Source organism: Vibrio sp. ER1A (genome assembly GCF_000733315.1).
In the GTDB taxonomy this organism is placed as follows: domain Bacteria; phylum Pseudomonadota; class Gammaproteobacteria; order Enterobacterales; family Vibrionaceae; genus Vibrio; species Vibrio mediterranei.
The window spans coordinates 75983-102091 of record NZ_JPJA01000093.1 but is presented as its reverse complement, the minus strand read 5'-3'; the positions used below and the strand labels follow the sequence as shown (position 1 = coordinate 102091).

Genomic DNA, 26109 nt, shown 5'->3' with positions numbered 1-26109 from the left:
ATTGAGGAGGAATCATCATGGTACAGCCATTATTGAAGGTCACAGACCTTGCCAAGTCCTACTCTGTTGGGCAACAAACATTACAAGCGTTTCAGCACATCAACTTCGACATTCAACCAGGCGAGTGCGTGGCCTTGGTCGGAGAGTCTGGTTGCGGGAAAAGCTCCATAGCTATGACCATACTCAAGCTTATTGACGCTGATTGCGGTCATATCCACTTTTGCGGTCAAAATATCAGCGTACTCAAAGGTCGACAGCTCAAACAGCTACGAAAAGAGTACAGCATCGTATTCCAAAACCCCTACTCTACACTCAACCCTCGACTTTCAGTTCAAAAGCTATTAGAAGAGCCGCTGCTCACTCACACAAAGCTGAGCAAACTAGAACGGTTGGATAAGGTTCTCGAAATGCTCACTACAGTGGGACTTAATGAGAACATGTTAAACCGCATGCCTCATGAGCTTTCCGGCGGGCAGCGTCAACGAATAGGGATTGCACGCGCTTTAATGCTCGACCCCAAATTAATTATTTTAGATGAGCCGACGGCAGCGCTGGATGTCTCTGTTCAAGCCACCATTGTTAATCTACTTAATCAACTTAAGCAGGAACGTGGTCTGAGCTATTTGTTCATTACTCATGATTTAGGATTGGTCGAACGAATCGCTGACAGGGTATTGGTGATGTATTTAGGTGAAATTGTCGAAGCAGGTCCCGTCGGTGATGTGTTTCATCACACTCAACACCCGTACACACAAGCCTTGCTTAACTCTATCCCGTCACTAGATCCTACCCAACGTGATCGATTGCAAGCCTTATCGGGAGAAGTACCAAGTGCGTTGAACCGTCCACATAGGTGTGCATTCCAAAGCCGCTGTCAAAGGTTGAGCGAGAAGTGCCAAAAAGCCTTTCCTCGCATAGAGCAAGAAAGACCCCATGAGTGCGCTTGCTTTTACCCTTTATTGAATGAACACCAGCACTTTGCAGCAAACCAACAAGATAAGGTGACAATATGAGCCATTTTTCAATTGCGGGGCTGCAATTAAGCCTTCCAATGGGCGATAACTTAGCAACGTTGGAACAGAAGACTCGTGCCACTTGCCAGCGATTCCCTTGGGTCGATATGGTGGTTTTTAGTGAGCTTGCTATTTACGGCGCATCACTCAAATATGCCGAGCCTATCGGAGGCGAAACCGAGCAGCGACTAATCAAGCTGGCTCAAGAACAGAATATCTGGCTGGTTTCTGGTTCCTATTACACTCAAGATGACAATGGTACCAGCAACACCTTGTTGGTTATTAGTCCCGAGGGACAAGTTATCGCTCGTTACCAAAAAATGTACCCTTTTCTCCCATACGAGCAACAGGTTGAAAATGGCGACCAGTTCGTGACCTTTGACATCCCTAATGTTGGACGGTTTGGCGTTTCCATTTGCTATGATATGTGGATTCCAGAAACTATTCGTGCGCTAGCCTGTATGGGGGCTGAGGTTATCATTCACCCAACGATGACGGGCACGATAGACCGTGAGATTGAATGCTGTATTGCACGAGCCAATGCCATCACCAACCAGTGTTTTATGGTGGATATCAATGGTTGTGGGCCGCTGGGGAATGGGCAATCAATCGTCGTAGGTCCGGAAGGCGATGTGCTTTATCAAGCCGGAGAAACCGAACAAGTCATTCCTATTGAACTTGATGTAGGTCGAGTAAAACGTGTGAGAGAAAGAGGAACCTTAGGCCTAGGGCAACCACTTAAGAGTTTTAGAGACCACCCAATTGCGTTTCCTCAGTATCAAGAGCCTTCGGTTTATCTCAATACCTTAGGCGAGCTTAAACTTCCTCCCGCTAATATATAGATCTGAAGGGGACTCACCGTCCCCTTTGCTTCAGCCACGCTGATAGTCTGACTTCACCTTGTCCTGTGCCAGCGAAATATAATGAACAAGGTCTTGATACCCATCATCAAGTTGAGTGATAAGCTCTGCATCAGTCGCATTATTCGCTACTCTTTGCAGACAGTCATGGTAATACCTAGCTTTGTCGCTAAAGTATTCTAAAGGCCCGCCAACACTTGCTAGTTGACGGGTTTCATCATGATGAGCCACTATTTGACCAAAGATGGTTTCGTGTTCTTTGAGCTCTAATAGCGAATGTTCGTATTCGGCGCCGATGAGTTTAGAATGGGCAGTCGTCCACATATTGGTGTATTGTGCGATTGCGCTTGAAGCGTAAATATCTACTGTGCTTTTGTAAATCACATCTACCGTATCAGATGAGAGAGACAAAATAGACTGGGTATCTTGCACTATCTCTGCCGCGCCTCGTGACGCTTTCGCTACTTGGCTTGAGACCAATTCAATATTGTCTCCCGCTCGATTCGTGCTGCCTTCAATGCGTTCAACCAATCCCGAAATTTCACTGGCGGCTTCATTGGCTCTACCCGCCAAAGAGCGCACCTCATCAGCTACTACTGCAAAACCACGACCATGCTCACCAGCGCGCGCGGCTTCAATGGCAGCATTTAACGCCAGTAAATTTGTTTGCTCGGATATCTGGTGGATAATACTAATAAACTGAGTGATATCGCTGGTAAGTACCTGAAGAGCTGCGACGGTTTCTTTGCTCGTTGCCGCTGACTGAGAGACTTCATCCAACGACTGATACATAGCATGCAACTGCTGCTGTGTGCTTTCAAACACGCCAAGATTAGCCTGCAACTGATCACTTTGAGCGATAAGTTGGTTATTAGCCTGTTCAATATTGGCGGTGGTGGAGATCAGTTGCGTCGTCACGCTATTTAAGAATCGACGCGAACGAGCCTTCTGCGAAGACAGCTGCTGCTCCAGTCGCTCGATAGTTTGCTCGCGAAGCGCGAGCTCTTTCTGCAATTGCTCAATCTGGCAAGCAAAAGTGTCCGTCTGTTGTTTTTGCTGTTGCAGCTGCTGCTGAGTGTTTAGTAACTGTTTTTTGGATGCAAACATAAATCATGACCACTGCGGTTCTTGTTATTCTTTATTAACGTTAGCATTGAGGTGCTAAATAGAAATGGACTAAAGAGTAAGTTGTGATTAGTGGCAGTGGGTATACCCCGATTAGGGTATGGACGGGTAAGTACCTCGCTTTGATTTATCGACTTAAATGGCTATCACAAAAAAGTAATTCTCTTCCTCAAAAGGAAGAGAATCTAATGACTATTTCTTGTTTTGACGCGCTTCAAACGCGGCCAACTGTTCAGGTGTCGCTTTAGGTTGGTGGTTGGTTTTCCACTCATCGTAAGTCATACCGTAAACACGCTCTCGGGCATCATCGATGTCCAGCGCCAATCCTTCATTTTCAGCTTCTGCTTTGTACCATTTGCTAAAACAGTTACGGCAGAATCCTGCAAGAATCATCAGATCGATGTTCTGCACATCTTTGTTTTCATCAAGGTGAGTCAACAGCTTACGAAATACCGCCGCATCCAGTTTATCTTGCTGCTCTTGAGGAAGATCTTTGTATTTAAATTCAGCCACTTTACTTTCCTTATTGATTGTTTTTGTACTCAACAATCCTAACCAACAAACAAAAAAATGCCCAGTCGAAACTGAGCATTTTATGAGACTAATTTAAACCGTGCTTTTAATTTACTCTGTGGTTTTAGTTGTCGGTTAACTCGCCATGGCTGGTTCGCGCTTTTACATCGTGACTCAGCGCTTTATTGAGCTCGGCTTCAACATGCCCTGGCGCTTTGGTCTTAGCAGAGATAAGTCGATACATCGCTGGGATTACAAACAAGGTCACTAAGGTAGCGAAAGCCATACCAAAGAAGATTACCGTACCCACTGCGACTCGACTTTCATAGCCTGCTCCAGTAGACAGAATCAGCGGAATTGCCCCCGCGAGCGTAGTAAATGCCGTCATCATGATGGGACGTAAACGTCGTGCTGAAGCATCAATAATAGCTTTTTCAAATTCAACGCCTTTATCACGTAACTGGTTAGCAAACTCTACAATCAAGATACCGTTTTTGGTCACCATACCGATCAACATGATCATGCCGATTTGGCTGTAAATATTCAGTCCTTGCTGCATGATTACCAGACCTAGGAAGCCACCAAATACGCCCATAGGTACAGTAAACATTACCACGAGAGGGTTTACGAAGCTTTCAAACTGAGCGGCTAGTACGAGATAAGCCACCAGCAGAGCCAAACCAAACACGACTAAGATACTGGACTGGTTTTCTTTGAAATCTTTCGATTCACCCGCATAGCTTACTGAGATATCACCAGGAAGCATTTCCACAGCTTGTTGGTCCATGAAATCGAGCGCTTCACCTAATGTGTAACCGTCCGATAGGTTGGCCTTAATGGTGATCGATTTCTGCTTGTTGTAGTGTGACAAACGAATTGATGACGCCACTTCTTCGATGGAAGTCACCGCATCCAGAGTAACCAACTCGCCGGACTTAGTTCGCATATAGATCTGACTTAAATCATTGGCGTTATTAAAGTTATTCTCATCACCACGCAGATACACATCATACTCTTCGCCGCGTTCTACATAGGTGGTTTCACTTTTACCACCAAGCATGATCTCTAACGTATCCGAGATATCAGACACACTAATGCCTAACTCTGCGGCACGCTCACGATCAATCGTCACAACAAGTTCTGGCGTTTTCTCAGAATAGTCGGTACTTGCCCCTTCCATAAACGGAGACTGTTCCGCTGCCAACTCTAGTTTATCCGCCCACGTCTGTAGCTCATGATAATCCGAACCACCAATAACAAACTGGACAGGTTCGCTCGACCCACCTCGGAAACCCGGCATAAATGGGAAGACACGGACATCGGCAATACCCGCCAAAGACTTTCTCACCACATTGAGAGATTCTTGTGCCGTGATATCACGATCATTCCAATCCTCTAATATCATGATAACAAAGCCCGTTTGGTCACCCGCATTACCGCCAAACGCAGGCGATTGAATACTAAACGACTTTAAGAAACCTTGCCCTAATAGCGGCATAAGACGTTTCTCAACGATGTCCATATTTGCAGCCATACGGTTATAACTGGTCGCATCGGCACCGCGAACGAAGGCAAAAATAACGCCACGGTCTTCTGACGGTGTTAATTGGGCTGGGACTTGTTGCATCAATTGGAAACTACCGCCAATACAAGCCACTATGATAATTGGTGCCATCCATCTCAATTTAAGGGCTTTAACCAAAGCCGCTTTGTAGCCGCGCTCAAGCTTTCTAAACCCCTTGTCGACAAACTGAGTAAAGCGATTCGGTTTAACATTGGCTTTTAGAATAGTGCTTCCCAACACCGGCGTTAGCGTCAATGCTATCAATGAGGAAAAGATCACCGACATCGCCAGTAATACCGAAAACTCAGTAAACAGCAACCCGATCATGCCATCCATAAATGAGATAGGCAGGAACACCATCACCAAAACTAGTGTAGTAGCAATAACGGCAAACCCTACCTCACGCGTCCCTTTATAGGCCGCTAACAGAGGTGACTCCCCTCGTTCGATATGGTGGAAAATGTTTTCGACTACCACAATGGCATCATCGACCACCAGACCGATTGAAAGGATCAGTGCCATTAAGGTAATTAAGTTGATAGAGAAGCCAAAGAAATATGCCGCAATAAAAGACGAGATCAGCGACACTGGAACCGTCACCGCTGGAATCAAAGTAGCTCGAGCTTGGCCAATAAAGATGTAAAGCACGAGGATAACCAAACCGCCGGTAATAAACAGCGTGTTATACACTTCTGAAATCGAGCGGTCGATAAAGACGGTAGAATCGTAGTCAATCGCCAGTCTCGTTCCTTGTGGAAGGAACTGCTGCATGCGCTCTACTTCTTTATGAACTAAGTCAGCGACTTGTAGCGGGTTGGCGTCCGATTGCGGCACAATCCCCATACTAACGTTGACGACGCCATCACTCTTAAAGGTCGAGTTTTCGTTTTCTGCGCCCACATAAACATCAGCGACATCTTTTAGGTAGATAGGCGTATTATCACTAGCGCGCTTAACAACCAAATATTCAAAATCGACAGGTGTATTGTAGGCGCGTGCGGTACGCACTGACATCACAGTGGCATCGTTTCGAACTTCGCCGCCTGGACTTTCGATGTTTTCGCTGCGTAGCGACGAGGTAATATCTGACGTTGTCACACCGCGACCAGCCATGTAGGCAGGCTTGAGCTTAATGTACATTACCTGATACAGGCCACCTGAAATATCCACCGAGCTCACGCCAGAGATAAGACTGAAACGGTCGACCAAAACACGGTTCACATAATCAGTAAGCTGAGTGCGGTCCATCTCTGAAGAGCTAAGGTTGATGTACAGCGACGCTTCACCACTACCATTGTTCTTAAACACCAGAGGATCATCCGCCTCATCTGGAAGAGCGCGCTGCGCACGGGCTACGGCATCACGAATGTCACTAACACCGGTATTCAAGTCATAGCCGAGTTCAAATGTCACTGTAATACGTGACATGCTGTTTCGCGTGGTCGACTCTATTTCATCAATACCACTGATACCAGAAAGTTGGTCTTCAATCACAGAGGTGATCTGACTCTCAATGATGGTAGCCGATGCCCCTTCATAACGAGTAGAGATAGAAACAACTGGGTTTTCAATGTCCGGCATTTCACGAACGGCGAGTTTACTAAAGGAAACAATACCGAACACGCAGAGCAGCAAGCTCAATACGATTGCCGCTACCGGACGTTTAACAGAAACATCAGATAACAACATTAGCTCGCTTCCTTGTCATTGCCCGCTGGCTTGTCACCGGTGCGACCTGCTGTCGGTTCGGATTTCACTTCTTGAACCGAGGCACCATCACGCATATTTACGATACCTTGAACCACTATACGCTGACCGATTTCTAAACCCTTTTCAATCACCACTTGGTTACCAACGCGCGCGCCTAAGAATACTTCCGTGCGATGTGCCTTGTTGTTTTCATCAACGACGTAAACAAAACGCTTAGTACCCGAATATTCCAAAGCCTGTACTGGAATGATCGGTGCTTCAATTGGTGGAAATTCCATTCTAGCTTGCGCAAGCATGCCTGGTTTTAAACGGTTTTCATCATTTTCAAAATGAATACGAACTCGAAGGTTGAGGGTTTCCTGGTTCACTCTGGTATCGATTGCAACCACTTTACCTGTGAAAATACGTGTCCCCCACGCTGATGTTCTGGCGGTCACATCCATGCCTTTTTCAAGCATAGGTAAGTAGTGTTCAGGAACTTGGAGGTCGAGTTGCATCGTCGAGAGGTCATCTAAAGTCAGCAGCTCAGTACCCACACTGACCAGTTTTCCTCGGCTAAAGTCAATTAAGCCCACTGTACCTGTGAAGGGAGCTTCGATATAAAGATCGTTAAGGTTAGCATTAGCCGCGTCTAATCGTGCATTACCAATTTCTACCGCAGCTTTCTGAGCATCAATTTCGGTTTTAGTAATTGCGTTGCGGTCTACTAGACGCTCAAATTCAGCAAGGATGCGCTTTTGATCACGGGTATAAGCCTTTGCTTCAGCGACAGCAGCTCGCGCTTTATCGTCATTGAGTAAGACCAAAGGCTGACCTTTTTCAACCTTTTGGTTAGCGGTGACTTTGATTTCATCGACGATACCGTTGACTTCCGAGGCGATAATAACTGACTGATCCGCTTCTAATTTGCCAACTAATGAGAGAGATTGAGAAACTTGATGGATGGCAACAGGTTCAGTCACTACTGAGATAGCCTTGGAGCCAACGTTCCTTTTGGCGAAGGTTGCTGGTGAAGCACTAAGAATAGACAGTGCCAGCAAACCGATTATTGTTTTGTTTTTCATCGTGTTTGTCTTCAGTGTAAAAACTACAGATAGTGTAGCGAGTAATACGAGGAGTAACGTCAAGAAGTGTAAATGTATTCTAAAGAGATTATTTACATTTGATGCTCATCTATTTAGAAACCATCCACGTACAATCAATGTAACACCGCGCTAGTTAATAAATAATGACTAAAAACACGCTTTTTAAGCGTCTTTGTCCAAAAAGGCACCATTCAATTCAAAATCCTCAAAAAAGGGTTTACAGCTATGCGCAGTTTGTTATGATGCGCTCCGCACTTGAGTGATGTGTTGGGAAAACATCAAACAAGTATAAAAACTCCTGGGGGGGTTCCCGAGTGGCCAAAGGGATCAGACTGTAAATCTGACGGCACTGCCTTCGATGGTTCGAATCCGTCCCCCCCCACCATATTCTGTTTAGCTGTTATTAACGGTTAAACAAACTTGAAGCGCTGCGTTGGGAAAACGGCGAAACAAGTATAAAAACCCTGNNAATCCGTCCCCCCCCACCATACAAACGAAAGCCGACTCACTGAGTCGGCTTTTTTGTTATTACCACTTTGTATTGCTGACACCACTACATGCCAACCTATTTTCGAGTTTAGTTTAGACTCTAAATCTCACGCTGATATAAATATGCATCTGAGCTGATCTCATGAAGTACCGCAAAGTCGTGGATCTTTTCTATGCGTTTGAACTGATTATTCTCAAGCACTTTTTGTGAGGCCAAGTTCGACGTTAATGCGTGCGCTTTGAGGGTTTTCAGACCGGCAGTTTTTTTTGCGTAATCTAAAAGCAGTGACAACGCAAAACTAGCAACACCTTTTCCCGTATAGGCCTCGCCGATTCGATACCCCACCTCTGCATAACTCATGTCGGCTTCAGAGACATTGAGATTAATTCGACCGCAAATCTCTCCTTCGTTATTACGAATGAGCATTGGGTAGCAAAGTTTCGCTCTATGAAACAGTACCAGTTCACGAATATGTTCTTCCACACCTTGTTGACTGTAGAAGCCGTCATCCCTTGGAGGAATATGCAGCTCAAACCACGCTTTGTTCTGCCGTTCAAACAATAACAAAGCGTGACAATCTTCCAGCTCAACAAGCGATATGGATATGTCCATATAAGCTATCAACCCTTAATATTTTTGATTGCGCTCGCTAAATGCATAACCCTAATGCACATAACCAACGCAAAAATTCTGTTTAGAAGACTTCGTTAACATGGAAATAGAAGGTACCACCATGTTCACCATAACCGATATCAGCACGCACATTAACCTTGTCTTTGATCTTTAAGCGCAAACCCGTACCAGCACTCGCAAGTGTATTGTCCCAAAGTCCTGAAACGTCATCGGCAACGGTGCCAGCTGCACCCCAGAACACGACACCTACTCGCCAATACACTGGCAAGCGGTACTCGACTTGTCCCATCATCATCTGGTTGTCACGGTAGCGGCCAAGTATGTAACCACGCATAGCATCAGCACCACCAAGATCGGGCAGTTGATTCCATGGCACATCCCCGGAAGTTAAGTTCGCTTGTACTTGCCAAGCCAGTAATCCTGGCACAGGTGCCAGTGAATGGTACTGTGAAGCTTTCAGTGAATATTTACCAAAATCTGCGGAGTTGGTTGAATCATGGTAATAACCGATATCCGCTTGCAGTAGCGTTCCCTTAGAAGCATTGGTCACATTATCACGTGTGTCATAAACATTAGATAAAAACACACCATAGCTGGTGTTATCGGTTAGCTCATCAGCAAGGTAGTCCGCTGACTGATTATCAAATTCCTTTTCATGAGGGTGCACCGATTTGATGTTACCGCCGAGACCTAAGAAATAATCGCCTTTCACTCTAGTCAACCACGTTGGTTTGATATCAATGACTTGCTCTTTAAAGTTGACCTTATTATCGTCTTGTTGGCCGTTCTCGTAGCCGCGACCGTAGTAGACGGCGGCATCATCAAATACTTTTATGTCAGTGAAAATGCGGTCGTTACCCGAATTGTAGAAGTGCTTGTTACTGAACGTAATACCCATTGATCCGTTACTAGAAGCATATGGGTTGATAACCATAGACGAAGGTTGTCCCGCCCCCTCTGACAGTTCACCATAAAGGCCAACATACAAAAGACCAAGCCCTAAGCCTTGCTCTGGGGTATAGAACACGGCTGGAATATAGCTCGAGTTAAGCCCTTGCTGAGCGTCATACTCTTGCTCTGCACCAAATATACTCAACACATCATCCAGAGTGTCTGTTGTTGGATTAGGTGTCGCCTCAAATAAAGGCACCACTGATTCTTCAGCATGCAATGAAGTCGAGGTCACCAAAGAAGCGCAAAGCACAAGTGCGAATCTAGAAAATGTCTGGTGCATGGATAATTTATATGTATCAGAAAATAGAGGCCGAATTATAGAATAAAACAGCAGCAAAATTGTGAAATTATTTGCGCAAAATACAAAAAAACCGCAGTGGTCAGACTGCGGTTTTTGGCATAACTTTTAGGTAATTAACCTTGAATACCGACGATCAGCCATGGCGCGTTAGGTACAGTAAGATCGCGCTCTAAGTGCCAAATATCTTCGATATCTTCTTCGACGTTTTCTACCGCATCACGATAGCGACCCGAGAACTGCAAGCTCAGCTGCGCTTTGTTAGCATCAAAGTCTGCACGAACAATTTCAGCATCCACATACATAACATCAGTATGCTGCTCGCCTTCTAGTTTTGCACGCTCAGCCATAAGATCTTGAAGTAGGCTTGGCGATACATACTCTTCAATGGTATGAAGTTCGTTATGGTTCCAAGCACCTTGCAGGATTCGATAGTGTTCACGAGCACCATTTAGGAATGCCGCTTGATCGAAACCCGGTGGGTAGTTATGTGGAACATCGCTGTGTCCTGCCGCACCAAAGCCACCTGTCGCTGCGCCACCGTTTTGCGGCTGCTCGAAGTTTTGGAAGTTTGGTTGCTGTTCAAACTGGTTGCGCGTGTTGCCACCAAACGCCGGCTGCTGTCGCTGCTGATTCATGCTGCCTTGCTTGGCACCAAGCATCCCTCGCATAAACTTGAAGATAACGAATGCAATCAGGCCAAAGATTAGGATGTCCATGAAGTTGATGCCTTCAAAGGCACCACCAAAGAACGCCGCTAACAAACCACCAGCCAATAGACCGCCTAGAAGACCGCCCATCAAACCTTTTTTGCTGCTACCAGCTTTGTTTTGGTCCTGTCTGCTGATGTTATTTGTGTTCTGTTGCTGTTGTTTCGGAGCTGGAGCTGTTTTAAAGCTCTTACCGAATGATTTACCGCCACCGAACTTCTTCGCTTCAGCTACCGGATTCACCGCTACTGCAAGAACAAGCAGAGCGACGAAAGAAAATAAACGTTTCATTCTAGACCTTTAGTTATATTGTTACGTTAAGCCGTAACCACTATACATGAACTACGACCCATCAAGCATAATATACTGAGCTTAGCATTAAAGGAAACACTCTGATGCCTCGACATGTTTCAGAATATTGCACGTATGTTACGAGCTAGATAGAACCGCATTCAAAACTATGCGCAAAGCCTGCAATACAAGGCTTCATTAGTTGACGCTTAATCATGACACCTCTAAAATAACGAACCGTGTTCAATTAACGATCCGCAACCATGGCCCGCAGAAACGATCATACCAGGGAAGAGCTTGTTGAGCTTACGCTCACGACGGTAAAAGACTACCTTAGCGAAAACTCTTATCACACGCTTAGCCTTCGGAAGATTGCCACTCTGATTGGTTATGTTCCCAGCACACTAGTGAATGTATTTGGCAGTTATAATCTGCTACTACTGCACGCTGTCGCTCGCACTCTAGATGAGCTGTCACAGGAAGCAAAAGCGGTTGTGGATGAAGCTGATAATGTCGAAGAAGCGTTATATGCTCTCGCGAGCTGTTATCACGACTTTGCCAAGAAATACCCGTATCGTTGGCAATTAATTTTCGAACACAATATGAACGGTGATACGCTCCCGGAATGGCAATCACAACGTATCGATGGGATGACAGGCATGCTGGAGAGCTTGCTTTCTGTCTATAAACCGGAAAAGTCTCACTCAGAAGTCCTTCGTGCCAGTCGCGTACTGTGGGCTGGCGTTCATGGCATCACACTGCTCAGTGTTGACGACAAATTCTTTGCTTCAGAGCCCGTAGATGGCGATGAGCTAATCAAAGATCTAATCTCAAAGTATTTACAAAGCTGGTAATCAAAAGGAAAGGTAATGCCACATACGAAATCTGCGTCTCTGTTATCTCAAAGGCGCTTTCTGCCCTACTTTGTGACTCAGTTCTTTGGCGCGTTTAACGACAATATTTTTAAAAACGTTTTATTGTTGTTTGTCGCATTTGCAGGACCACAGGTTCTACCAATCTCTAGTAACCTGTTTATTAACTTAGCGGCCGGTCTATTCATTTTGCCGTTCTTTCTGTTTTCTGCCTCAGCAGGTGTACTTGCCGACAAATACGAAAAGTCATGGTTCATCAGAAAAGTAAAGCTGGCTGAGATCGCAATTATGTGTCTCGGCGCAATTGGCTTTATTACTGAAAGCTATGGCATTTTATTATTATTGTTGTTCTTAATGGGCACACAGTCTGCGTTTTTTGGTCCAGTGAAGTACGCACTTCTGCCACAACAACTAAAACCGAACGAACTTTTGTCCGGCAATGCATTGGTTGAAACTGGCACCTTCCTTGCCATCTTGTTGGGAACCTTAGGGGCCGGCATTATAGCTTCAGCAGAAAGCGCGAAATACGTCGCTGCTGGATGTGTAGTTTTGTTTGCCTTGGCTGGCTACATTTCAAGTCGCTCTATTCCAGAAGCGCCTGCGGCTGCACCGGAACTAAAATTTCGCTGGCAACCCGTAAAGCAAACTAAAGAAACACTTAAAATTGCTCACCAAGACCGCGTAGTATTCCAATGTATCATGGCCATTAGTTGGTTCTGGTTCTTGGGCGCAGCTTACCTAACGCAGTTTCCGAATTTCACCAAAATACATTTGATGGGTAATGAAGCGGCCGTTTCATTCCTACTTGCACTTTTTTCTGTAGGCATCGCTCTCGGATCTATGTTGTGCGATAAGATGTCTAAGAATCGCATTGATGTCGGCATCGTGCCAATAGGCAGCATTGGCATTACCATTTTTGGCGCGCTTATGGCTTTTGCAGTTCCATCAGAGCTGCCTCAGTTTACTTCATTCAGCGAGTTTATTTCCCACTCTAGCTTATGGCCTGTTTTTGGCTATTTATTGTTACTCGGCATGTCCGGTGGATTGTTTATCGTCCCTTTGTACGCGCTGATGCAACAACAGGCTAAAGAAACTGAACGTGCCCGAGTGATTGCTGCCCTCAATATCTATAACTCGCTATTTATGGTTGGAAGTGCAGTTTTAGGTATCGTAGGACTATCAGTGCTGGAACTCACTATTGTCGAACTGTTCCTTGTGCTAGCTCTGATGAACTTTATGATGGCGACTTACCTATTTTTGCAAGCTCCTATCTTCGTGGTTCGTTTCCTTATTTGGGTACTTACTACCATCATGTACCGTATCACCCATAAAAATCTGCATCACCTACCAGAAAAAGGTGGCGCCTTGATTGTCTGCAATCATGTGAGCTATATGGATGCGTTGGTGATGAGTGCGGCAAGCCCAAGACTCATACGTTTTGTCATGGAAGAAGACTACGCGAACTACAAACCCGTTCGTCGCTTTTTACGACGTGCTGGGGTCATACCTATCTCCTCCTCTCGCAAAGGTTCCATTCGAAGAGCGTTTAACGATATCGAACACGCTTTAGCTGAAGGGGAGATTGTCTGCATTTTCCCTGAAGGACGTCTAACCTCAGATGGTGAGATGAATGAATTTATGCGTGGTATTGATATTGTCCTGCGCCGCTCTCCTGTACCTGTCATCCCAATGGCGTTAAAGGGATTATGGGGCAGCTACTTTAGTCGACATAAAGGCCGCGCGTGTAAAGGGCTCCCAACTCGCTTTAGAGCTAAGTTGGAATTAGAAGCGGGAGCACCGGTAGCACCTGAAGAAGCATCAAGTGCTGCGATGTTCGAAAAAGTCGCAACACTTCGTGGTGATTATCGCTGATCGCCATAAGCGATTTTGTTCGTTTATTTCGATGTTGTTCATATCAAAACAACGAGCGTTTAGTATTACTGAACGCTCGTTAAGAAATTTTAGGTTTTGTTGATCTAGCGAAATTCATACAATTCCTTTATGTGGCGAGAAAATTCTCGCCTTTTTATTAAAGGTACTCCATGTTCACCCAGTTACGCTCATACCCTCTGTTTTTTCTCGCAATTCTTGCCTGTCTCACTCCCTGGGTTTCCTCGCCAATTGCACTGATACTTGGCTTCTTTTTAACAACTTTCAGCCTAGTGCCAACCACGCTGCCATTAGCAAAATTCACTAAAAAGTTGCTCGCCTACTCCATTGTCGGACTTGGTTTTGGTATCCACTTAGATCAAGCCATGCAAGCGACCAGCGATGGAATTGGAATCATCGTAGTGACCATCGTTGGCACCTTAATCATAGGTTGGTTCTTGGCACGCCGCATGGGATTGGACAAACAAACGGGTTACCTTATTTCATCAGGTACTGCCATTTGTGGTGGTAGTGCTATTGCCGCTGTTGCACCGGCGATCAACGCAGATGATGAAAAGATCGGTATCGCTCTTGCAACTGTATTCGTACTAAATTCTGTCGCCTTATTCGTATTTCCCGTCATTGGCCACGCGCTAAGTCTCGATCAACATACTTTCGGTACGTGGGCAGCGATCGCCATCCATGACACGTCATCCGTGGTCGGTGCGGCTTCCGCTTATGGTGAGGAAGCACTCACGACGGCAACGACACTAAAGCTGGCCCGTGCGCTATGGATTATTCCTGTTGCCCTAGTAAGTGCAGCTATTTTTAGCAACAAGCAAAATAAAATCACTATCCCTTACTTCATTTTATTTTACTGTGTCGCAATCTTAGTAAGCGACTACTTACCTCAGTTCGAAGTGGTATATCAGGGAATTTTTGATGTCTCGAAAAAGCTGTTGGTCGTGTGTCTATTCTTGATTGGTTGCAGTATTTCAATTGAGAAGCTTAAACAGGCAGGGAGCAAGCCGATGGTGTTTGGCGTTACGATGTGGTTGTTGATTTCGGCGACTTCTCTAGCTTGGCTAACGCTCGTTTAGTCTCAGGGTCTGCTGTTTTTCCTTGTTTTACATTGAAGAACAACACTACTGTCAACAAAAACGCTGTCAGTTCCGCAAGCGCTCTTGTCAGTCCATCTGTTGAGAAGGCAAGCGCCAGTTGAAGGGCAATTGCGATAACCAGTAATTTGTTCATTCCATAGGCTCACTGTTATTCCATATCTCATATTATGGTGAGCCTATTAGGTAATGAAAATTCAGTTTTGGACTATGAAATAACTACATAATTGGATTGATGCTGCGATAGCCACTTTTTCACTTCAGCACGTGAGACTTTAATTCCCGATTGCGAAAGAGACTCAGGCAATAAGAAATAGGCGATCGGCTGTTTGAATCTTGGTAACGAATCCGCAAGCTTTTGCCGCTGTTCAGAGACCGTCGGCAACGCAGTTGACTGCACTACTGCAACACATCGCGCCCCATATTCTTCATCTTCTACCGCCACTACAATGCTCTGGGTAATCGTTGGCTGTGCATTGAGAGCAGCTTCGACCTCCTCGCAATGTACGTTTTCGCCACCTGAAATAAACAGATTGTCAGCACGACCAACCACTCTAAGCTCATTGCCATTGACCCACTCTCCCAGATCTCTGGTATCCAGCCATTGCCCTTCCAATGTCAGTGGCAGAATTTGACCTTGCCAATAGTAGCCTTTGGCTAAGGTCTCACCCGATACAAAGATGCGATTACCACTTAATTTTAGCTCTCGTCCCGGAAGAATATGCCCCGATGATGGCCACTCATCCACTGGTTTAGCGGTCACTGTCGACGCCGTTTCCGTCATACCATAGCCCATCCATGCATCGATATGTCGGGCTTTTGCTAGTTGGATTAGTGACAAAGGAATGTGGCTACCACCGAGTAGTACTCGCTCTAACTTAGTCTGCCATTGATTATCAATAATCCGTTTAAGCTGCGTAGACACCAGCGAGGCGTGACTTACATCTGAAATGTCTTTGCAAAAGTCACCGCTAGCAATTTTGAGCGTTGCACCAGCTTGCAGCCAACGCCAAACAATACCTAACCCTGAGACATGGTACATAGGTAGGCTCAATAACCAGCAATCTCCGACAGTGAAACGAAAGCGCTCAAGTAAGCCACTAGCAGAGGCTATGTGTTGATCTCTACCATGGACAACGGCTTTTGGACACCCTGTTGAACCAGATGTAAAAATGATGGAGGCGATATCAACATTTGCGGAGACTAACGACTGTCGCGATGCAGTCCCTCGAGAAAGGAAGTACAAACTTGGTAGCAACGTCGAGTCACTGCAATCCCAAACCACAGCACGCTCACCGTCTAGATATAGAGAGGACAATTTGGCTTCAAGTAATTCACTTGATTGTGCGGCAACAATCGCAGGCACCGCACCATGAATGAGGCAAGCGAGATAAGCGAAGACTAACGCTTCCTCAGCACGACCAATAAGGCAAACCACCTGACCTTGACTGACAGCCTTATTAATAAGCAACTGTCGATATTGATCGACTTGTTGTTTAACATCGACCCACGTCAGTTGGCGTTGAGGAGTAATTAAGGCAATGTCGTTGGGAGCAGACTGAGCCCAGTGCTCCCAAAAGTGTGATGAAACCACTGACTAGCTATCCACGGATTCAGATTGCCAAACCAAAGTTTGGTCTGCTAGACGCTCGACAGGAAGCAAGCAACCTGGCCAAGGCGTTTCGAGCTGAGCACCGAACAGCTGCATGGTATCCAAACCAGGTGTTTCTGCTGGTACTTGCCAGTGAGCAAAGCGCGCTAACTGCCCAAGACCAATGCTACTCTCCAAGCTTGAGCTAATAACGACTTGAATAGCATGGCTTCTCGCTTCATCGATCAAACGAATACACTTGTCAAAGCTGCCGATTAAGGTTGGTTTGATGATTAACGCTTTGACACCGGTTAGCTCTTTCACCGAAAATCCAGGCTCTTTAATCGCGGCCTGCAGTGTTTCATCCCAAGCGATAGCAATCCCCGTATCTATGGCAAACGACACACTATCACCAGGTGTTTGGCAAGGCTCCTCGACAAACGCGATACGCTGTCTGAGCGATGGGGAAATGTGTTTGGCAAACTGCTTAGCTTTGTCCAAAGTCCATGCTTTATTGGCATCAAGTCGCAGAGTGAGGTCAGGAATTGATTCGAGGAAAAGACTGACCAACATCCCGTCTCTTATCGTTTCGTACAGCCCTACTTTGAATTTAGCAACTTTAGTACCTTGCATGTTATTCAAGATAGGTATCAGTTCATCCGGGTCGCCACTACACAAAGGGGCCGCACGATAATTACCAGTTTGAGGAAGCGTGTGAGCAAGTTCCATTAATGCGGCAGACAGACCGAACGCGACAGAAGGCACGCATACTTCTAAGTCTATGTCTTTGCCATTGACCCATTGCTCTAATTGGCTTTGTGCTTCTATGCCGGCTTGTTCAAATGTTTCTTGGCTGAATCCAGGTAGAGGGGCTATCTCACCTAAGCCTGTCTGGCCATCTTCAGACAGTTCAACAATCCAACCGTCTCGGTGAGTAAGTTTTTGTTCTCGAAGAATAACACCGCTGTCCATAGGCAGACTGTAGCGGTAGAGTTTTGCTTGTCTCATAGTAGAGTCCCACTTCATAGGAAGTATGCGTCGTCAACGAAAAATGAGAGAGTCGACGACGTTGAATACACCGTTGTTAGGCCACATTTCGCTACGAGAGTTCCCAAATTACTTGAGCAAACTATCGATAAAATGTATCTAAATATGGCCAAACAAACATGACGCCAAGGCTGATAATGCCTTGGAGCCGATGGTTACGGGTTTCTTGGGAACTTATTGAAGTCTGGACGACGCTTCTCATTAAATGCATTACGTCCTTCCTGACCTTCATCAGTCATGTAGAACATCATAGTCGCGTTGCCCGCTAGCTCTTGTAAGCCAGCTTGACCATCACAGTCAGCGTTCAGAGCGGCTTTCAAGCATCGAAGTGCCATTGGGCTATGTTGAAGTACTTCACGACACCAACGAACAGTCTCTTTGTCCAAATCCTCTAGTGGCACAACCGTGTTCACTAAGCCCATATCCAGAGCTTCTTGCGCGTCGTAGAAGCGGCATAGGAACCAAATTTCACGCGCTTTTTTCTGGCCAACGATGCGAGCCATATAAGACGCACCCCAACCACCATCAAATGAACCAACTTTAGGACCCGTTTGACCGAACTGTGCATTTTCTGCTGCAATCGTTAGATCACACATCATGTGTAAAACATGACCGCCACCAACAGCCCAGCCAGCTACCGAAGCGATAACAGGTTTAGGGCAAGTACGAATTTGACGTTGGAAGTCCAACACATTGAGGTGATGTGTACCTGAATCATCTTGGTAACCGCCATAGTCGCCACGAACACTTTGGTCGCCACCAGAACAGAAGGCTTTTTCACCTAATCCAGTAAGAATAATGACTCCAACACCCTCGTCGTAACGAGCGTCAGCCAGTGCTTTAATCATTTCGCTGACTGTTTTGGGGGTAAATGCATTGTGAACTTGTGGGCGTGCAATCGTGATTCTCGCGATGCCATCTTCAGATTTATGATATTGAATTTCTTCAAAATCGCCCGTTACGTCCGCCCAATTAACCGGTGCGTAAAGTTCTTCTTCTGTTAGTCCAACTGTTTTAGCCATGATCTATTCCAATTTTTCTTTTGGGTTTAAACCCATTTGTTCTAGATAACTCAGCAACACCGAGGCAAAGGCCTTAGGCTGCTCTTTGTGTACATTATGCCCAGCTCCCGCAATCACCTTAAAATCAAGGTTGCTATCTTGAGCTAACGCAGTAAATTTTGTGTCTCGTTCACCCACGATATACAGAGGTCGATTACCGTTACTAAACCGAAGCTGCTGGATTTTTGGCAGCAGGTTAGGCTGGTGAGCTAGTGAAGTCGTCATCAGCATATGACTTAGCTTGTCACCAAGGTTAACACTACGTTTAGCAATCAAATCTTGTCTTTGCTCATGATTTAAGGAAGAAAACACTGGTTGTTGATACCAATCGCCCAAAACCTCTGCAATATCATCATTTTTGAAGCGATACGCCCATGCTAAGTCATTTGCAAATCTATCCTGACGGGCATGTTCTGAGCACAGTCCAAAATTTCCACCTTCAATGACGACACCAGCCATAGTGAGTGGCAGCAGTTGATTATCTGCTCCCTCATACTCACAGAGAAAGTACATCGACAACCTAGCACCTAACGAGTACCCCACCAAACAGATGGGCACTGTAGCACTCAGGCTTTGTGTTTCAATACATTTTAGTATGGTTGAATGGATCAATCTGCAAACATCACTAAAACTTGTGCTTTGGATCGACTGACTTTGACCATGTCCCGGTAAATCGATAAACAGCTTGTTGTAGTTTGGAAGGTATTTACTAACGGTGTGAAAGTCGTCACCCGCCCCTAAAAAGCCATGTAAGAAAACCAACAGAGGCTTATCTTCAGCATGAGCTTGGAGGGACGCTGTGAACTGACTATTAAGCATGAGTCTGATAAGTACTGATGTCTTGGCTTAGTTGGCGAATCAAACTTGCCACTTCGTCGGCAGCGGTAAGCACTTCAATCAATAGAGTGTCTTTTCCGCTTAATAGATGATGTTGAATTTGTGTTTCTAAGTCTTCACGTGATTTCGGTGAGCAATATTGCAAACCAAACTGAGCCGCCGCATGTTCAAAGTTTAGGCCATGGGGCATTTGATAACAGCTTACTCTTTTTTTTTGCGGTACAGGCAACATGTCAAATATCGCCCCCCCATCATTGTTAGTCACAACGATTACGCAAGGTGCTTGTGTACGACTAAAAAGTGACAGCGAATTCAAATCATAGAGCAGCGATGTATCACCCAAATAGAGCACCATCGACTTACCTTTATCGCGATGAACACCATTAGCAGAAGCGACTAAACCATCGATACCGGATGCGCCTCGATTGCTATAAGTTTCGATGCCTAGGGGGTTAGTTAACATATCCGCTAACCTTACGATAAGGCTATTACCCATAAAAACACTAATGTCTAGCGGTAATCGCTCAATGCTACGGGCAACATCAAATTCGGTCAGATGTGAGCGAGTAGGCATTAATGTCGTCACGAGTTGGGCATAAGATTTTAATTCATCTCCCCACCCGATATTTCTGCTGTGCTCCACTGTTTCTAAGGCTGACTCTAACCATAGAGGAATTGACACCTGACAATGTTTCAATGCAACGTGAGCTGGGTTTAACCGCTCGCCAAATTCACTCAGCACTAGGTAATCACTGTGTAGAGATTGCTGCTTTAGCCAAGCATTCAGCCTTTTCGAAACCAGCCTTGCACCTACTTGGAGTACAGTATCGGCACTTGAAAGCATGTCTGCTGCTTGGGGATTCTGAAGCCAAATATCATAACGCTGCCAGTCACCTCCCAAACCCGATTGAGGGTCGAGCAGAATTGGCCAACCTAACTTCTGCGCCAGTAACTTTGCTTGCTTGGCAATCGCGAGAGTTACACTGCCTACGACAATGACACCTTTTCTGTCACCGATTCTTAATGCACTATGCTCCGCCGTATAGTCAGTAACGCTAACCGTATGGTAGTCGACAAAGCAGGCCTTGCTATTACGCCATTTCGCTATGGGTTGCAAATAGGCTGAGAACGAACGCTTATCGTCTCCACCATATAATGGTTCAGGGAACGGACAGTTGAAGTGAACACTACCGCCATTCACTTTTTGAACTGATAACGCATGGTCAACTGTAGATAATATCCACGTTGGCGAAATCTGGGTTGTCGGCGATGGCAGATTAACGGTCTCCACCACATGTTGTGAGAAGATTCCAGACTGCACGATGGCTTGATTAGCACCACAATCGACTAACTCAATGGGACGATCAGAGGTCAGTAAAACCAGCTTCTCTTTAGTCAACTTCGACTCAGCAACCGCAGGAAGTAAATTAGCGACTGCAGTGCCAGATGTAACAATAACCGCAACAGGTGATTGGCTTGACTTGGCAAGACCTAACGCCAAGAAACCTAAACCACGCTCGTCAAAGTGTGTGTGAACGGTCAACTCAGGGTGAGCAACAGCCTCAAGAGTAAGCGGGGTTGAGCGTGAACCCGGAGCAATGCATACGTGTCTTACCCCTTGGCGATAGAGTTCTTCTATCAGTATTTCCGTCCAAACCCTATTTAAAGCAGCTTGGTTGTGGCTCATGACGCAACACCTAATGACGGTTGGTCAGAAATTAGACTTAATAACGTGGACATCTTTTTATCCAACTCTTGCCATTCATGTTCGGCGATGGAACCAGGCACGATCCCCGCACCCGCGAAGAGTTGTAGCTCATCTTTGACCAATAGCGCGCTTCTAATCGCGACACAAAACTCTGCTTTTTCATGGCTAAGATAGCCCACAGAGCCAGCATACCAACCACGTGCAAAAGGTTCATTCTGCTGGATATACTGCATTGCTTCTGCTCTTGGAAGCCCTGCAACTGCCGCGGTTGGCTGCAACGCTTGAAGCAATTGCACGCCGTTAATGCCCTTGTGCAAATGGGCCAAAATGTTTCTTTTTAGATGTTGAACTTTGCGCAGCCGAACCAAGCGAAGCTCGCTTTCAAGATGAACTTGGTCTGAGTGTGGCGATAGGCTTTGCAGAATATCATCTACAACGTACTGGTTCTCATTGATGTTCTTGTCATCTTGAGTCAACCAATTAGCAAGTTCCATATCTTGAGCGGCATTGCCGCCTCGACCAATCGTCCCCGCCAAGGCTTCTGTCTCTAGCTCTTGCCCTACTCTTCGATAGAGACGTTCAGGCGTTGAGCCTACAAATGCGTGACCAGGGGACAAAGCCATCAAAAAATGGAAGCTATGATGGTTTTGAGCATAACTTGCTTTGAGTAGCTGCGCAGGAGATATGGAGTGCTTGAGATCAACGCAGGTTTTACGAGCCAAGACCACTTTCTTGAATTTATCTTGTTGAATTCCTGCTAAAACATCATCAACCAAATCACACCACTGTGTTTTCTCTGGTGTATGACGCAATGAGACGATGTCACTCGCTAGCGGCGCGAGTTCTTTTGCATCGGCAACGAGTTGCTTCAAGGCCCTAATTGATACCTCTTTGCTCATTCCAATGTTAACCGCCAAACGCCATCCTTCATCGAAACGAATCAACTCAACTTGAGGTAGGAAAAAGAATGCCGACATACAACGACGGTTTTTGTCTGAATGGCCATCAAAAGAGCGACCACCCCATACTCGCTGGTTTTCACTGAGGATCGTATAAGCAGGAGCTGCTTCAGAAAAAGTATGAAGCTGACCGAGAGCAACCACTTCTTCACGGGTATCTCTCGACTGCCAATAGAACTTAGGATAATGAGGCTGAGCGTCCAACCAGTCGATGCCATGAGTCTTTGGTGAACCCTGCAATTCTTGCTCTAGTCGTTTGGTGCCTTGCGGCGCACGCTCTAGTTTTTCAACAAGCTGAGTGATGGCTTTTGTTAAATGAGACAAATCAACCTCAAAACTGTAACTTTTAATCTTATATACACGAGATACTCTATTTATACCAACTACATAGATCAAGCAACACGCGCTTTAATTGTTCGCAATGTTAAGTGGCTCATTGCCACTGTATTCATATCCAATCTTTAATTTTCACTTTAGGCAGATTTTTATTCTTTCAAAAGCCAATTTAGTGTAATTTAGTAAAGAAATAGCCGTTTTTTTAGGAATATAGCAATGAAAAATATCGAGATGTCGTCAAAACTCGATAATGTCTGCTACGACATTAGGGGACCTGTACTCAAACATGCTAAGCGCATGGAAGAAGAGGGACATAAAATACTGAAACTCAATATCGGTAATCCCGCCCCTTTTGGTTTTGATGCCCCTGATGAAATATTAGTCGATGTCATCAGGAATTTACCTACATCTCAAGGTTATTGTGATTCCAAAGGTATATACTCCGCACGCAAAGCTGTGGTTCAACACTATCAGCGTAAAGGCATTCGTAGCTTAGACGTTGAAGATGTTTACATTGGCAATGGCGTTTCGGAGCTCATTGTAATGGCGATGCAAGCTCTGTTAAACAACGGAGATGAAATGTTAGTTCCCGCTCCTGACTATCCACTTTGGACAGCAGCGGTTTCTCTATCCGGTGGTAGCCCAGTTCACTACCTCTGTGATGAACAAGCAGATTGGTATCCAGACCTAGATGATATCAAGAAGAAAATCACGCCTAAAACTCGTGGTATTGTGCTTATCAACCCAAACAACCCAACCGGTGCGGTGTACAGTCGTGACTTCCTACTCGAGGTGATTGAAATTGCACGCCAGCATAAACTTATCATCTTCGCAGATGAGATTTACGACAAAGTTCTGTATGACGGCGCGACTCATACCTCAGTTGCAACCCTTACCGAAGATGTACTCGTAGTGACCTTCAATGGTCTTTCTAAGTCTTATCGCGTTTGTGGCTTCCGTGGCGGTTGGATGTTTATGACGGGCCCTAAGGAGCATGCCACTGGGTACATTGCGGGTCTTGAAATGCTTGCCTCGATGCGCCTTTGCGCTAACGTTCCGATGCAACACGCGATTCAGACCGCCTTGGGTGGCTACCAAAGTATCAATGAACTGATCTTGCCGGGTGGTCGTCTATTAGAACAGCGAGATAAAGCCTACGAGCTTATTACTCAAATTCCAGGGATCTCTTGTGTGAAACCCAAGGGAGCTATGTACCTGTTCCCCAAGATCGACACCAAGATGTACAACATCAAAGACGATCAGCGCATGGTGCTCGATTTTTTGAAGCAAGAAAAGGTTCTCCTCGTGCAAGGCACTGGTTTCAACTGGCCTAAACCTGATCACTTCCGCATCGTTACTCTACCTCACGTAGAAGATCTAGAGATGGCGATTGGTCGATTTGAAAAATTCTTGGCAACATATAGTCAGTAACTCTTTCATAACACTGATATAAAGCCTATTCTTATTGAGCGCCGAATAAATAGTTCGGCGCTAGTATTAAGGGATTACGCTGTATGAAAGAAAGTCACTTTTTTGCTCACCTTGCTCGAATGAAACTGATCCAACGCTGGCCATTAATGCGTTCGGTTTCAACGGAAAACATCTCTGAACACAGTCTTCAAGTCGCCTTCGTTGCTCATGCTTTAGCCATCATAAAAAACAAGAAATTTGGCGGTAAAACCAACCCTGAAAGAGTCGCGATTCTCGCGATGTATCACGATACCAGTGAAGTGCTAACTGGGGATCTTCCAACACCAGTTAAATATTACAACCCAGAAATCGCAAAGGAATACAAAAAGATAGAGTCTGCAGCTGAGCGAAAGCTGTTATCTATGTTACCCGAAGAGTTTCAGGATGATTTTCGACCTTTCTTGATTTCAGAATACGCTTATGAAGAAGACACCCAAATTGTGAAACAAGCCGATTCTATCTGTGCATATTTGAAATGTCTTGAGGAGCTGAGCGCTGGAAACCATGAGTTTGCTCTCGCCAAAAAACGTTTGGACCAAACACTGCTTGAAAAGCAAACCGAAGAGATGGACTATTTCCTAAACACCTTTGCACCAAGCTTTGAGCTTTCTCTTGATGAAATCAGTTAGCCAACTCGAGGAATTGAGATGCCGTTAGAATCCATGCAAATTTGGCAAGCCAGACACAGTGATGAGCACAAGCTCAGACGTAATGATCATCGCGACCCCTTCCAACGTGATAGAGCTAGGATTCTCCACTCTGCAGCGTTTAGGCGACTACAAGCTAAAACGCAGGTGCACGGTACAGGTGTTAACGATTTTCACCGCACACGCCTAACACATTCGCTCGAAGCGGCTCAAATTGGCTCAGGCATCGCAGCTCAATTAAAACAAAAGCAGCCAGAACTCGAACCATTACTGCCTTCTGATGCACTCATTGAAGCACTTTGCCTCGCTCATGATTTCGGTCATCCACCTTATGGGCATGGCGGTGAAGTCGCACTCAACTACATGATGCGTGAATATGGTGGTTTTGAAGGTAACGCCCAGACGTTTCGTATCGTCACCCAACTCGAACCCTACACCGAGCATCACGGGATGAACCTCACCCGTCGCAGCCTATTAGGTTTGCTTAAATATCCCGCCCCTATTAGCCAAACTTGCGCCGACAAACAGCCTCACCCGGTAAGCAGCCAACGCCAGTTAAAAGCGAAGGACTGGGCGCCTGCAAAAGGGATCTACGATAAAGATAAGCCCCAGTTTGATTGGGTTATCGACCCACTATCTGACAGCGATAAATTATTGTTGCAAACCATGCGATTTGAGCAATTGACTCCACTTCAACACAACAAGACGCAATTCAAATCTCTTGATTGCTCTATCATGGAGTTAGCTGACGATATTGCTTACGGTGTGCATGACTTAGAAGACGCAATTGTGCTTGAGTTGGTGGACAAAGATATGTGGCGAGCCAATGCCGCGGCACAGCTTAAAACGCAAACCAATACTTGGCTCTCAGAACATATTGACTCAATCACTGAACTGCTTTTTTCAGGTAAACACTACGAGCGAAAAGACGCCATCGGGGGCATTGTTAACGCCCTACTAACTAGTATTGAAGTCAAGAAAGTCCCAGAAGCTAGTTTCGACGATCCTTTACTTCACTACAACGCCTATCTTGATGGTGATATGGAATGTGTCTTAGCGATTCTTAAGCGGTTTGTCAGCGAGTTCGTGATTCAAGTACCAAGGGTACAAATCGTCGAGTACAAAGGCCAACAAATCATTATGGACCTTTTTGAGGCATTCAGCGCCGATCCTGAGCGCTTACTTCCTGAATCAACACGCAACCTTTGGCGTAAAGCTAGTGGACAACAAGATAACGGAATGCGTGTGATAGCTGACTATATTTCCGCCATGACTGACGGTTATGCGCAAAAGATGCATCAACAACTGTTTGCGGCGCATTCGAATTACTAGTGATTAGAAAGGTAAA

Annotated in this window: 22 protein-coding genes and 1 tRNA gene; 9 read left to right on the top strand and 14 right to left on the bottom strand. The window is 45.6% G+C overall.

From position 1 onward, the window contains the following. Positions 1–17: 17 nt before the first annotated feature. Both HW45_RS22180 and HW45_RS22175 read left to right on the top strand, forming a co-directional pair. Positions 18–1013, top strand: a complete 996-nt coding sequence (locus HW45_RS22180; RefSeq protein ID WP_051868295.1) for an ABC transporter ATP-binding protein — start codon at positions 18–20, stop codon at positions 1011–1013. Further along, the gene (locus HW45_RS22175; RefSeq protein ID WP_038229829.1) at positions 1010–1855 is read left to right on the top strand and encodes a carbon-nitrogen hydrolase family protein; all 846 of its coding nucleotides are present in this window, start codon (positions 1010–1012) and stop codon (positions 1853–1855) included. Before HW45_RS22180 ends, HW45_RS22175 begins: the two co-directional genes overlap by 4 nt. A gap of 30 nt (positions 1856–1885) precedes the next feature. Here HW45_RS22175 and HW45_RS28470 read toward each other — a convergent pair whose 3' ends face one another. The 4 genes from HW45_RS28470 to HW45_RS22155 all read right to left on the bottom strand — a co-directional run bounded on the left by HW45_RS28470 (position 1886) and on the right by HW45_RS22155 (position 7849). Then, the gene (locus HW45_RS28470; RefSeq protein ID WP_235225530.1) at positions 1886–2665 is read right to left on the bottom strand and encodes a methyl-accepting chemotaxis protein; all 780 of its coding nucleotides are present in this window, start codon (positions 2663–2665) and stop codon (positions 1886–1888) included. 525 nt (positions 2666–3190) lie between these two features. Next, the gene (locus HW45_RS22165; protein WP_006071398.1) at positions 3191–3511 is read right to left on the bottom strand and encodes a DUF1244 domain-containing protein; all 321 of its coding nucleotides are present in this window, start codon (positions 3509–3511) and stop codon (positions 3191–3193) included. 124 nt (positions 3512–3635) lie between these two features. Further along, positions 3636–6764 (bottom strand): vibriobactin export RND transporter permease subunit VexH, encoded by a 3129-nt coding sequence (gene vexH, locus HW45_RS22160; RefSeq protein WP_038229827.1) that lies wholly within the window; start codon positions 6762–6764, stop codon positions 3636–3638. Next, entirely contained in the window at positions 6764–7849 is a 1086-nt protein-coding gene (locus tag HW45_RS22155) for an efflux RND transporter periplasmic adaptor subunit (protein WP_081875878.1), read from the bottom strand. The genes vexH and HW45_RS22155 overlap by 1 nt, the downstream gene beginning before the upstream one ends. Positions 7850–8170: 321 nt before the next feature. Here HW45_RS22155 and HW45_RS22150 point away from each other — a divergent pair. After that, positions 8171–8255, top strand: a tRNA-Tyr gene (locus HW45_RS22150). Between the two features lie 204 nt (positions 8256–8459). Here the strand turns inward: HW45_RS22150 and HW45_RS22145 are convergent. From HW45_RS22145 to HW45_RS22135, 3 genes are all read right to left on the bottom strand, one after another. Then, positions 8460–8972, bottom strand: coding sequence for a GNAT family N-acetyltransferase (locus tag HW45_RS22145; RefSeq protein WP_051868291.1), 513 nt, complete (start codon positions 8970–8972; stop codon positions 8460–8462). 82 nt (positions 8973–9054) lie between these two features. Continuing rightward, positions 9055–10143, bottom strand: coding sequence for a hypothetical protein (locus HW45_RS22140; protein ID WP_235225522.1), 1089 nt, complete (start codon positions 10141–10143; stop codon positions 9055–9057). A 218-nt stretch (positions 10144–10361) separates the two neighbouring features. After that, on the bottom strand, positions 10362–11246 hold the full coding sequence (locus HW45_RS22135) for a Tim44 domain-containing protein (RefSeq protein WP_006075271.1): 885 nt from the start codon (positions 11244–11246) through the stop codon (positions 10362–10364). A 263-nt stretch (positions 11247–11509) separates the two neighbouring features. Between HW45_RS22135 and HW45_RS22130 the strand changes: the two genes are divergently transcribed. From HW45_RS22130 to HW45_RS22120, 3 genes are all read left to right on the top strand, one after another. Then, on the top strand, positions 11510–12100 hold the full coding sequence (locus tag HW45_RS22130; RefSeq protein ID WP_038229823.1) for a TetR/AcrR family transcriptional regulator: 591 nt from the start codon (positions 11510–11512) through the stop codon (positions 12098–12100). Positions 12101–12115: 15 nt separating this feature from the next. Next, positions 12116–13990 (top strand): MFS transporter, encoded by a 1875-nt coding sequence (locus HW45_RS22125; protein WP_038229821.1) that lies wholly within the window; start codon positions 12116–12118, stop codon positions 13988–13990. Between the two features lie 170 nt (positions 13991–14160). Next, positions 14161–15087 (top strand): YeiH family protein, encoded by a 927-nt coding sequence (locus HW45_RS22120; protein ID WP_038229819.1) that lies wholly within the window; start codon positions 14161–14163, stop codon positions 15085–15087. Here the strand turns inward: HW45_RS22120 and HW45_RS29045 are convergent. The 7 genes from HW45_RS29045 to HW45_RS22090 all read right to left on the bottom strand — a co-directional run bounded on the left by HW45_RS29045 (position 15032) and on the right by HW45_RS22090 (position 22632). After that, entirely contained in the window at positions 15032–15241 is a 210-nt protein-coding gene (locus HW45_RS29045; protein ID WP_006075267.1) for a hypothetical protein, read from the bottom strand. The genes HW45_RS22120 and HW45_RS29045 overlap by 56 nt on opposite strands. Before the next feature lie 72 nt (positions 15242–15313). Beyond that, positions 15314–16699, bottom strand: a complete 1386-nt coding sequence (menE, locus tag HW45_RS22115) for an o-succinylbenzoate--CoA ligase (RefSeq protein ID WP_038229817.1) — start codon at positions 16697–16699, stop codon at positions 15314–15316. 3 nt (positions 16700–16702) lie between these two features. After that, positions 16703–17704: an o-succinylbenzoate synthase gene (gene menC / locus HW45_RS22110; protein WP_038229816.1), complete on the bottom strand. Its 1002-nt coding sequence runs from the start codon at positions 17702–17704 to the stop codon at positions 16703–16705. A 194-nt stretch (positions 17705–17898) separates the two neighbouring features. Next, the gene (gene menB / locus HW45_RS22105) at positions 17899–18765 is read right to left on the bottom strand and encodes a 1,4-dihydroxy-2-naphthoyl-CoA synthase (protein WP_006075264.1); all 867 of its coding nucleotides are present in this window, start codon (positions 18763–18765) and stop codon (positions 17899–17901) included. Between the two features lie 3 nt (positions 18766–18768). Then, on the bottom strand, positions 18769–19623 hold the full coding sequence (menH, locus tag HW45_RS22100) for a 2-succinyl-6-hydroxy-2,4-cyclohexadiene-1-carboxylate synthase (protein ID WP_038229814.1): 855 nt from the start codon (positions 19621–19623) through the stop codon (positions 18769–18771). Continuing rightward, positions 19616–21328, bottom strand: a complete 1713-nt coding sequence (gene menD, locus HW45_RS22095) for a 2-succinyl-5-enolpyruvyl-6-hydroxy-3-cyclohexene-1-carboxylic-acid synthase (protein WP_038229812.1) — start codon at positions 21326–21328, stop codon at positions 19616–19618. The genes menH and menD overlap by 8 nt, the downstream gene beginning before the upstream one ends. Beyond that, entirely contained in the window at positions 21325–22632 is a 1308-nt protein-coding gene (locus HW45_RS22090; RefSeq protein ID WP_038230150.1) for an isochorismate synthase, read from the bottom strand. Before HW45_RS22090 ends, menD begins: the two co-directional genes overlap by 4 nt. 228 nt (positions 22633–22860) lie before the next feature. Here HW45_RS22090 and HW45_RS22085 point away from each other — a divergent pair, with 228 nt between their 5' ends. The 3 genes from HW45_RS22085 to HW45_RS22075 all read left to right on the top strand — a co-directional run bounded on the left by HW45_RS22085 (position 22861) and on the right by HW45_RS22075 (position 26093). After that, complete coding sequence (locus tag HW45_RS22085; protein WP_006075260.1) at positions 22861–24075, top strand: pyridoxal phosphate-dependent aminotransferase; 1215 nt, start codon at positions 22861–22863, stop codon at positions 24073–24075. Between the two features lie 83 nt (positions 24076–24158). Further along, entirely contained in the window at positions 24159–24743 is a 585-nt protein-coding gene (yfbR, locus tag HW45_RS22080) for a 5'-deoxynucleotidase (RefSeq protein WP_038229810.1), read from the top strand. Positions 24744–24761: 18 nt separating this feature from the next. Next, complete coding sequence (locus HW45_RS22075; protein WP_038229808.1) at positions 24762–26093, top strand: anti-phage deoxyguanosine triphosphatase; 1332 nt, start codon at positions 24762–24764, stop codon at positions 26091–26093. Positions 26094–26109 lie beyond the last annotated feature (16 nt).

Coding starts and splice junctions, on each gene's coding strand:
- HW45_RS22175 (WP_038229829.1), top strand. CDS start 1,010: ATGAGCCATTTTTCAATTGCGGGGCTGCAATTAAGCCTTCCAATGGGC.
- HW45_RS28470 (WP_235225530.1), bottom strand. CDS start 2,665: ATGTATCAGTCGTTGGATGAAGTCTCTCAGTCAGCGGCAACGAGCAAA.
- HW45_RS22155 (WP_081875878.1), bottom strand. CDS start 7,849: ATGAAAAACAAAACAATAATCGGTTTGCTGGCACTGTCTATTCTTAGT.
- yfbR (WP_038229810.1), top strand. CDS start 24,159: ATGAAAGAAAGTCACTTTTTTGCTCACCTTGCTCGAATGAAACTGATC.
- HW45_RS22135 (WP_006075271.1), bottom strand. CDS start 11,246: ATGAAACGTTTATTTTCTTTCGTCGCTCTGCTTGTTCTTGCAGTAGCG.
- vexH (WP_038229827.1), bottom strand. CDS start 6,764: ATGTTGTTATCTGATGTTTCTGTTAAACGTCCGGTAGCGGCAATCGTA.
- HW45_RS22085 (WP_006075260.1), top strand. CDS start 22,861: ATGAAAAATATCGAGATGTCGTCAAAACTCGATAATGTCTGCTACGAC.
- menD (WP_038229812.1), bottom strand. CDS start 21,328: ATGAGCCACAACCAAGCTGCTTTAAATAGGGTTTGGACGGAAATACTG.
- HW45_RS22120 (WP_038229819.1), top strand. CDS start 14,161: ATGTTCACCCAGTTACGCTCATACCCTCTGTTTTTTCTCGCAATTCTT.
- HW45_RS22130 (WP_038229823.1), top strand. CDS start 11,510: ATGGCCCGCAGAAACGATCATACCAGGGAAGAGCTTGTTGAGCTTACG.
- menC (WP_038229816.1), bottom strand. CDS start 17,704: ATGAGACAAGCAAAACTCTACCGCTACAGTCTGCCTATGGACAGCGGT.
- HW45_RS22125 (WP_038229821.1), top strand. CDS start 12,116: ATGCCACATACGAAATCTGCGTCTCTGTTATCTCAAAGGCGCTTTCTG.
- HW45_RS22180 (WP_051868295.1), top strand. CDS start 18: ATGGTACAGCCATTATTGAAGGTCACAGACCTTGCCAAGTCCTACTCT.
- menH (WP_038229814.1), bottom strand. CDS start 19,623: ATGCTTAATAGTCAGTTCACAGCGTCCCTCCAAGCTCATGCTGAAGAT.
- menB (WP_006075264.1), bottom strand. CDS start 18,765: ATGGCTAAAACAGTTGGACTAACAGAAGAAGAACTTTACGCACCGGTT.
- HW45_RS29045 (WP_006075267.1), bottom strand. CDS start 15,241: ATGAACAAATTACTGGTTATCGCAATTGCCCTTCAACTGGCGCTTGCC.
- HW45_RS22145 (WP_051868291.1), bottom strand. CDS start 8,972: ATGGACATATCCATATCGCTTGTTGAGCTGGAAGATTGTCACGCTTTG.
- HW45_RS22075 (WP_038229808.1), top strand. CDS start 24,762: ATGCCGTTAGAATCCATGCAAATTTGGCAAGCCAGACACAGTGATGAG.